General features: G+C 68.7%; 2 protein-coding genes. Both read right to left on the minus strand.

Annotation, left to right across the window (positions count from 1 at the left end):
* Positions 1-312 precede the first annotated feature (312 nt).
* Positions 313-1536, minus strand: a complete 1224-nt coding sequence (locus LZ199_RS38230; protein WP_253998735.1) for an alpha-hydroxy acid oxidase — start codon at positions 1534-1536, stop codon at positions 313-315.
* A gap of 88 nt (positions 1537-1624) precedes the next feature.
* Positions 1625-9495: amino acid adenylation domain-containing protein (locus tag LZ199_RS38235; RefSeq protein WP_253998736.1), on the minus strand; the 7871-nt coding region annotated here is incomplete at its 5' end.

Raw genomic sequence — 9495 nt, forward strand, 5'->3', positions numbered from 1 at the left:
GGGCGCCTGCCGCATCGACTGCTGCTGGGTGGAGGAGTGGTGCATGGAGGAGCGTCGGGAAGCGGTGTGCGGGAAACGGCGGAACAGACCCAGACCTCGGGAGGGAGGTAGGGCCGGGCGAGGCGCGGAGGGAATCAGGACGCTTCCGGCGCGCGCTTCAACAGCCCAGGCCCGACAGGGCACAACAGGCACACGACCGACAGCAGCGGCGGAACAGCGCGGCCATCGGGGTGGAAGGCATCAGCACGGAATCGCAAGCTAACGGCTGTCTCGGCGCGCCGTCAACCCGACCACTTCGCCATGGAGGGGTACTCAGGTGTCGAGTGTCCCACCCACCCGCGGCGTGACGGTGGATGTCTCCCGGCGGGCGGAGGACCTGGCGGGTTCCAGGGAGGCTGGGGCATCGACGCGCAGCGCGGTGCGGTCCAGCTCCGCGAGCCGAGGACGGCCCAGCAGCGCGAGCGTGCGGTCCATCTCCGCGCAGAGGATGTCGAGCGCCAGCTCCACGCCCGCCTGGCCGTTGGCGGCGAGGCCATAGAGGAACGGCCGCCCCACCATGCAGGCGCGTGCGCCCATGGCGATGGCCTTCACCACGTCGGAGCCTCGGCGGATGCCTCCGTCCAGGATGACCTCCGCGCGACCCTCCACCGCGTCCACCACCTCCGGCAGCACGTCGATGGCGCCCGGCAGGAAGTCGAGCTGTCGGCCTCCGTGGTTCGAGACGACGAGGGCCTCGACGCCGAGCGAGACAGCCTTCCGCGCATCCTCCGCGCAGGTGATGCCCTTGAGCACGAGCGGCCCGGACCAGATGGAGCGGAGCCACTCCACGTCCTTCCACGTCACCGAGGCGTCGAACTGGCTGTTGGTGAAGCGGGCGATGCCCACCGCATCCGTGCGCGTCAGCGACGGGTGGTCCACGAAGTTGCCGAAGGTGGCTCGCGGGCTCGACGCCATGCGCAGCACCCAGCCCAGGTGGCGCAGCACATCCATCACGTTGGAGAAGTGGATGCGGGGAGGCAGGGTGAAGCCATTGCGTCGGTCCTGCTCCCGGTTGCCCATGACGGGCACATCCACCGTGAGGCACAGCGCGCGGTAGCCCGCCGCCTTCGCACGCTCCACCAGCGCGCGGGTGTCGTCCCGGTCCTTCCACACATAGAGCTGGAACCAGAGGGGCGAGGGCGCCGCGGCGGCCACCTCTTCGATGGTTCCAATGGACATGGTGCTGAGCGTGAAGATGGCGCCGCGACTCGCCGCCGCCTTCGCGGCCAGCTCTTCGCCACGAGGCGCGAGCAGCCCCGCGAGCCCCGTGGGCCCGAGGATGATGGGAGTGGCCAGCTGCTCTCCCAGCAGCGAGGTGGAGTGGTCCACCTTGCTCACATCCACCAGGGCGCGAGCACGGAAGAGATAGCGGTCGAAACCCCGTCGGTTGGCGTCGACGGTGTAGCCATCATCCGCGGCGCCTTCCACGTAGTCGAAGACGGTCCGTGGCAGCCGCCGCCGTGCTCGCTGGCGCAGGTCATCGATGCTGACAATCACGATGCGTGCTCCCTCGGGGCGCTGCCCTCCAGAGCGGCTGCTCTGGGGGTGGACTCGGTGACGATAGTGGGAGCGCGGCGCGGGTGCATCAGGCCGCGTCTCGCTTCAGCGCGGCGAGGAGGCGCGAGAACAGGTCCGCCAGCGTCGTGACGTGGGGCGCGCGCAGCATCGTGTAGTGGTCGCCCGGTGCCTCGTGCACCGTCGGCGCGGAGGCGAGCCAGGCGCCCCAGCCCAGGTCCTCCGTCACGGTGAGTCCAGGCAGCGGCGTCGCGGCCTTGATGAGCACGGTGGGCCCCTCGTACCGCGCGCTCGTGGGGACGTAGTTGCGCTGGGCCTCGCTCAGGCGCTGGTAGAGGGCGAAGAGTCGCTCCGCCGCGTCGACGTCCAGGTCGATGGCCTGGGGGGACGCGCGACGTGTCAGCTCCAGCAGGTAGCGGAGCCGTTCGCGGCCTTCGAGTCGGGCCAGACGCTCCGGGTCCACCGGGAGTTCGCGCCACGGCAGTCCGAGCACCTGTCCGAAGCCCGCGAGCTGCGTCAGCGCATCCGGAGTCGGTCGCGGCTCCGGCTTGGGAGCATGGCTGTCGAGCAGGGCGAGCAGCTCCACCTGCTCGCCCGAGGCCTGGAGGCGACGCGCCATCTCGTAGGCGACGAGCCCGCCGAAGGACCAGCCCGCGAGCAGGTAGGGCCCATGGGGCTGCACGGCGCGAAGCTGGGAGAGGTAGTCGCGCGCGAGAATCTCGACGGACGCGGGAGGCAGCTCGCCTCCGTCGAGGCCGCTCGCGGAGAGGCCGTGAATGGGGCGGCTAGGGGCGAGCTGACGCACCAGCTCCGTGTAGCCCAGCGCGCTGCCGCCGCCTCCGTGGACAAGGAACAGCGGGCGCTCGGTGGAGGCCCCCGAGTCGAGACGGACGAGGTTCGGCGTGGCGCGCGTGCCGTCCTGCTGCTGCTCCAGGAACGGAGCCAGACGCTCGATGCTGGAGCCCTGGAACAGCGCGGTGACAGGGAGCGAGACACCGGTGCGCTCGCGAATCCGAGCCATCAGCTTGATAGCCAGGAGCGAGTGTCCACCGAGCTCGAAGAAGTCGTCCTCGACGCTGACCTGCGGGACGCGGAGGACCTGCGCCCAGATGGAGGCGAGCAGCTCCTCGGTGGGAGTGCGAGGCGCGACGTGGGCGGCCGAAGGAGCGGAGAGGACGGCCTCGGGAGGAGGCAGTGCCTTGCGGTCAAGCTTGTCGTTGGAGGTGAGCGGGAGCGCGTCCAGGCGGAGCAGGAACGACGGCACCATGTACTCGGGGAGCCGAGCCTTGAGGAACGCGCGCAGGGAGACGGTGTCCAGGTCGTCACCGACGAAGTAGCCGACGAGGCGCTTGTCTCCGGGGACGTCTTCACGCGCGATGGCGACAGCTTCGCGGATGGACGGGTGCGCGAGCATCGCGGCTTCGATTTCAGGCAGCTCGATGCGGAAGCCGCGCACCTTCACCTGTGCGTCGGCGCGACCGATGAAGGCGAGCGTTCCGTCATGGCTCCAGCGGACGAGGTCTCCGGAGCGGTAGAGGCGAGCACCGGGAACGGAGGAGAAGGGGTCCGGGACGAAGCGCTCGGCGGTGAGCCCGGGCTGGCCGACATAGCCGCGAGCGAGGCCGTCACCACCGATGAAGAGCTCCCCGACGATGCCGATGGGGACGGGCTGGAGCGAGGCGTCGAGGACGAGCAGGCGAGTGCCGTTGGTAGCTCTGCCGATGGGGAAGGAGGCCCCGATGTCGTCAGCGCGGGAGACGGAGAAGGTGGTGGCGACGACGGTGGTTTCGGTGGGGCCGTAGCAGTTGGTGACCGGGATGCGCCAGTCCTGCACCACGCGGCGGACATGGAGCGGCGAGACGACGTCACCACCGGTCAGGAGGCGCTGAAGGGAAGGGGGCGCGGGGAGGCGGCTCTCGACGAGCTGGGAGAACAGGCCACTGGTGACCCAGAGGGAAGTGACGGCGTGACGGGCCGCTGTCTGGAGGAGCTCTTCCAGTGAGGGGGTCTCGGGAGGAAGAACGACGAGGCGAGCCCCATGGAGCAGGGCGCCCCAGACTTCGAAGGTGGAGGCGTCGAAGGAGATGGGGGCGAGGAGGAGGTGGGTCTGCTCGGGCCCGAAGGGGATGTGGTCGATGCCGATGAGGGTGTGGATGACGTTGCGGTGGGTGCAGCCGACACCCTTGGGCTTGCCGGTGGAGCCGGAGGTGAAGTCGATATAGGCGAGCGACCCGGGGAGTGCGGAAGGAGGCAGGGCCTGGGTGGAGCTGGTGGCCAGGGAGACCTCGTCCAAGAGGACACACGTCAGTCCGTCGGCGGGCAGCTTGTCGAGGAAGGCGCGGGTGGAGACGAGGACCTGGGGCTGAGCGTCCGCGAGCATGGAGGCGAGGCGCTCGCGGGGGTACTTGGTGTCGAGGGGGACGTAGGCGGCGCCGGCCTTGAGGATGGCGACGAGGGAGATGATGAGCTCGGCGGAGCGGTCGATGGCGATGGCGACGCGGGAGTCGGTGGTGACGCCGAGGGAGCGCAGGTGCCAGGCGAGCTGGTTGGAGCGCTCGTCGAGCTGAAGGTAGGTGAGGGAGGCGTCACCGAAGAGGACGGCGACGGAGTCGGGAGCGCGAGCGACGACGTCGGCGAAGACAGCGGGCATGGTGGAGTCGGGCGAGACGTGCGCGGGAGCCGAGGCCCAGTCCACGAGGACGCTCTGCCGCTCCTCGTGGGTCAGCATGGCGTGAGCGGAGAGCGGGGCCTCGGGCCGAGCCACGAGGGACTCGACGAGCAGCTCGAAGTGCCGCGCCATGCGCTCGATGGTGGCGCGCTCGAAGAGGTCGGAGTTGTAGCCGAGCCCTCCGAAGACACCTTCGGACGTCTCCGTCAGGTTCAACTGAAGCTCGAACTTGGCGGTGACCGCCACGCTACCCAGGGCCACGGGGCTGAGCGTCAGCTCCGTCTTCTGGATGGCGGACTCGGGCGTGTTCTGAAGCGCGAAGAGCGCCTGGAACAGCGGGCTGCGGCTCATGTCGCGCGCGGGCTGGAGCTCCTCGACGAGCCGCTCGAAGGGAATGTCCTGGTGCGCATACGCACCCAGCGCGGACTCCTTCACCTGTCGCAGGAGCTGGAGGAAGGACGCACGTGAGTCGACATGGGAGCGAAGCACGAGCGTGTTGATGAAGAAGCCGATGAGCCCTTCGACTTCCGAGCGGTGGCGGCCAGCGATGGGCGAGCCGACGGCGATGTCTTCCTGTCCCGAGTAGCGGGAGAGCAGGAGCTGCCATGCCGCGAGCAGCAGCATGAACGGCGTAGCGCCTTCACGCTGGCTGAGGGTCTTGAGCTGATCCGAGACAGGCTTCGAGAGGAAGACCGGCAGCGTGGAGCCACGGAAGGTCTGGAGCGGAGGCCGAGCCTTGTCGATGGGCAGTGCCAGCGGGAGAACGCCCGCGAGCTGCTTGCGCCAGTAGGCAATCTGCGCGTCGAGCACCGAGCCCTGGAGCCAGCCGCGCTGCCAGACAGAGTAGTCGGCGTACTGGATGGAGAGCGGCGCGAGCGGCGACGGCCTGCCATGAGAGAAGGCGTCGTAGAGGGCAGCGACCTCCTGGATGAGCACGCCCAGTGACCAACCGTCAGAGACGATGTGGTGCATGTTGAGCGCGAGCACATGCTCGGTGTCGCTCAGTTCCAGGATTTGAGCGCGGATGAGCGGACCCGTGGAGAGGTCGAAGGGCCGCTGGTACTCCTCCTTCAGTCTGCGCTGGACCTCGTGGTGCGCGGTCTCCGCGTCGAGGTCTCGGAGATCCACACGCACCAGCGGGAGGTCACCCTCGGGCGTGATGCGCTGGAACGGTTGTCCATCCAGTTCGAAGAACGTCGTGCGGAGCGCCTCGTGGCGACGGACGAGGTCATCGAAGCTGAGCTGGAGCGCGTTGATGTCGAGATGCCCGTCCAGCCGGACGAAGGAGGGCATGTTGTAGGTGGAGGAGCCGGGCTGGAGCTGGTCGATGAACCAGAGGCGCTGCTGAGCGAAGGAGAGAGGAAGCGGGCCGGTGCGAGGGACAGGGAGGATGGGCGGAGGCTGAGCGCTGGCGCCTTCCTGAGAGGCCGTGAGGATGCGAGCTGCGAGGGAGGCGACGGTGGGAGCCTCGAAGAGGGCACGGAGAGGAAGCTCGACGCCGAAGGAAGAGCGGATGCGGGAGATGACCTGGGTGGCGAGGAGGGAGTGGCCACCGAGGGCGAAGAAGTTGTCGGTGACACCGACGCGCTCCAAGCGGAGGACGGTGGCGAAGAGGGAGGCGAGCTTCTCTTCCTCGGGATTGCGAGGAGCGACGAAGGAAGAGTCACCGCGCAGGGTGTCGGCGTCGGGAGCGGGAAGCAGCTTGCGAGCGAGCTTTCCGCTGGGAGTCAGAGGCAGTGCCGCCAGGGAGATGAAGGCGGAGGGCACCATGTACTCAGGCAGACGCTTGAGGAGGAAGGTGCGCAGGGCCTCTGAGTCGAGGGCGGAGTCGGGAGAGAGGACGACGTAGCCGATGAGGCGCTTGTCGCCCGGGACGTCCTCGCGGACGACAGCGGCGGCGTCACGCATGCCGGGAGCGGAGCGGAGGACGGACTCGACTTCGCCCAATTCGACGCGGAAGCCACGCACCTTCACCTGGAAGTCGAGGCGGCCGAGGAACTCCAAGGTGCCGTCGGCCTTCCAGCGAGCGGAGTCGCCGGTGCGGTAGAGGCGCGCACCAATCTCATGGGTGAACGGATTGGGGACGAAGGCCTGAGCCGTGGTTTCGGGACGAGCGAGGTAGCCGTGAGCGAGGTGGGTGCCGCCGACGTAGACCTCACCTGCGACGCCGATGGGGACGGGCTGTCCGAGAGGGTCGAGGACGAAGAGCTGGGTGTGGCCGACAGGCGAGCCGATGGAAGGCAGCCGAGGCCACGTGGACGGCGCGCCCTGGAGACGGAAGGCGGAGACGACGTGGGCCTCGGAGGGGCCGTACTGATTCTCGAGGACGCTGCCCGGGAGCTTCTCGAAGAAGGAAGCGAGGGTGGCGTTGACCTGGAGTTGCTCGCCTGCGGTGACGACTTCGCGCAGGGCGGAGGGAAGCGTGGCGCCGTGGGAGACGGAGTCCGCCATGGCCTGGAGGGCGACGAAGGGGAGGAAGAGTCGCTCCACCTGCTGACGGTGCATGAAGTCGAGCAGGGCGGGGATGTCCTGGCGGAGTCCACCTGTGGGGAGGACGACGTGGGCACCCACCCACCATGAGGCGAAGAGCTCCTGGATGGAGACGTCGAAGTTGAGGGAGGCGAACTGGAGGGTGACAGCGCGGGAGTTGAGGGACTGACGAATCTGCCAGGCGAGCAGGAAGCTCAGGGCGCGGTGGGGCATGACGATGCCCTTGGGGATGCCCGTGGAGCCGGAGGTATAGATGACGTAGGCGATGTCCTCGGTGGAGACGAGGACGCCTGTGGCCTGAGAGGACTGGCTGGAGATGGAGTCGGCCTCGGAGTCGACGAGGACGAAGCGCGCGCCGGTACTCGCCGGGAGGACGGAGGCGAGAAGTGAGTGGGTGAGGACGACGGGGGCGCGGGTGTCCGCGAGCATGAAGGCGAGGCGCTCTGCGGGGTAGTTGGGGTCGAGAGCGACGTAGAAGGCGCCGGCCTTGAGGGTGGCGAGGACGGCGACGGCCATGTCGAGGGACTTGTCGAGGCAGATGCCGACGGCGAGGCCGGGAGTCACACCGCGAGAGGCGAGGTGACGGGCGAGTTGGTTGGCGCGTGCGTCGAGGGCCGCGTAGGTGAGCGAGCGGGTGCCGTCGGAGATGGCGATGGCGTCGGGCGTACGAAGCACCTGGGCCTCGAAGGGGCCGTGCATCGTGGTGACGGCATGCGACTCGCGTGAGGTGTCGTTCCAGGAGACGAGGAACTGGTGACGCTCCTGCTCATCGAGCAGCGGCAGCCTCCAGAGTGACTGGTTGGGGTCGCTGATGGCGGATTGCAGCAGCCGCGACAAGTGCGAGGCCAGGCGTCTGGCGGTGTCCGGGTCGAACAGGTCGGTGTTGAACTCGAGCAGGCCGCTGATGTCGTCGCCGTGGTCCGCGAGCAACAGCGACAGGTCGAACTTGGCGCTGCCGTGGGTGACTCCCACGGGGCCCGGTGCGGGTGCCGGCTCTTCGCGGCGCGCCTCGGTGCGAGGCTGACGCGGCGTGTTCTGCAAGGCGAGCATCACCTGGAACAGCGGAGACCGGCTCAGGTCGCGCTCGGGCTTCAGCTCGTCGACGAGCTTCTCGAACGGCACGTCCTGGTGCGAGTAGGCACCGAGCGTCGTCTCCTTGAGCTGAGCCAGCAGCTCGCGGAAAGTCATCTTCTCCGTCAGCCGCGCACGCAGCGCGAGCGTGTTGGCGAAGAAGCCGACGATGCCTTCCAGCTCCGTCTGCTGCCGGTTCGCGATGGGCGAGCCGACGACGATGTCGTCCTGCCCCGAGTACCGCGCGAGCAGCACCTGGAACGCGGCGAGCAACACCATGAAGGGCGTGACACCCTCGCGCTTGCACAGCGCGCGCAGCGCCTCGGTCACCTCGGTGCTCAGGTGAACGGGGAGCGTCGCGCCGACGTGGGTCTGTACAGGCGGTCGCGGTCGGTCGGTCGGCAACTCCAGGGCGTGCGGAGCCCCGGCGAGCTGGTTCCGCCACCAGGAGAGCTGCTGCTCCAGTGCCGCGTCTCGCAGCCAGCCGCGCTGCCACAGCGCGTAGTCCGCGTACTGGAACTCCAGCGGCGCGAGCGGGGACGGACGCCCCTGGGAGAACGCTTCGTAGAGCGCACCCACTTCGCGCAACAGGATGCCGTTGGACCAGCCATCCGAGACGATGTGGTGCACCGTGACGAGGAGCACGTGGCTCTCCTCGGTCACTCGCAGCAGGGCCGCGCGCAACAGGGGTGACTGCGTCAGGTCGAAGGGCTTCTGGGCCTCCGCGGAGATCAGCCGCGCGACCTCCGTGTCCAGCGCCGGGCCCGTCAGGTGCCGGAGGTCAGTGAGGGGAACGGACAGCTCGGCGCGCGGATGGATGACCTGAACCGCGGTGCCATCCTCCTGCACGTGGAATGAGGTGCGCAGCGCTTCATGGCGCTGCACGAGCTCCTGAATCGCGCGCTCCAACGCGGAAGCATCCAGGTATCCATCGAGCTGCTTGCCCGAGTGGATGTTGTAGGAGGCGCTGTTGGGCTCCAGCCTGTCGAGGAACCACAAGCGCTGCTGAGCGAAGGACAGCGGCAGCGGTCCCGTGCGAGGCACCGCCACGAGCGGAGGCCGCGTGTTGGCCGGGGCTTCTCCACGAGCCGCTTCGACTCGCACCGCCAGCTCGCTCACGGTCGGCGCTTCGATGAGCGCGCGCAGGGGCAGCTCGAAGTCGAAGGCCTTGCGGACGCGAGAGACGACCTGGGTGGCGAGCAGGGAGTGGCCGCCAAGGGAGAAGAAGTCGTCGGTGACGCTGACGGAGTCGAGATGGAGGACTTCGGCCCAGATGGCGGCGAGGCGAGTCTCGGTGGGGTTGCGAGGAGCGACGAAGGAGTCAGTGGGGCCGGAGTCAGGAGCCGGGAGCGCCTTCCTGTCGAGCTTGCCGTGGGTGTTGATGGGCAGGGAGTCCAGGGCGACGAAGGCCGAGGGCACCATGTACTCGGGGAGGTGGAGCAACAGCTCCGCGCGCAGGGCCGAGGCGTCGACGGAAGCCGGAGTGACGTAGGCGACGAGGCGCTTGAGGCCCGGGACGTCCTCACGGACGAGGGCCGCGGCGTGGTGGACGGAAGGAAGGGCCTCGAGAGCGGCTTCGACTTCGCCCAACTCAATGCGGAAGCCGCGCAGCTTCACCTGGAAGTCGATGCGGCCGAGGTACTCGAGGTGGCCGTGGGCCAGCCAACGCGCCTTGTCACCGGTGCGGTAGAGGCGAGCGCCGGGCACGGAGG

Source organism: Myxococcus qinghaiensis, assembly GCF_024198215.1.
In the GTDB taxonomy this organism is placed as follows: Bacteria; Myxococcota; Myxococcia; order Myxococcales; family Myxococcaceae; genus Myxococcus; species Myxococcus qinghaiensis.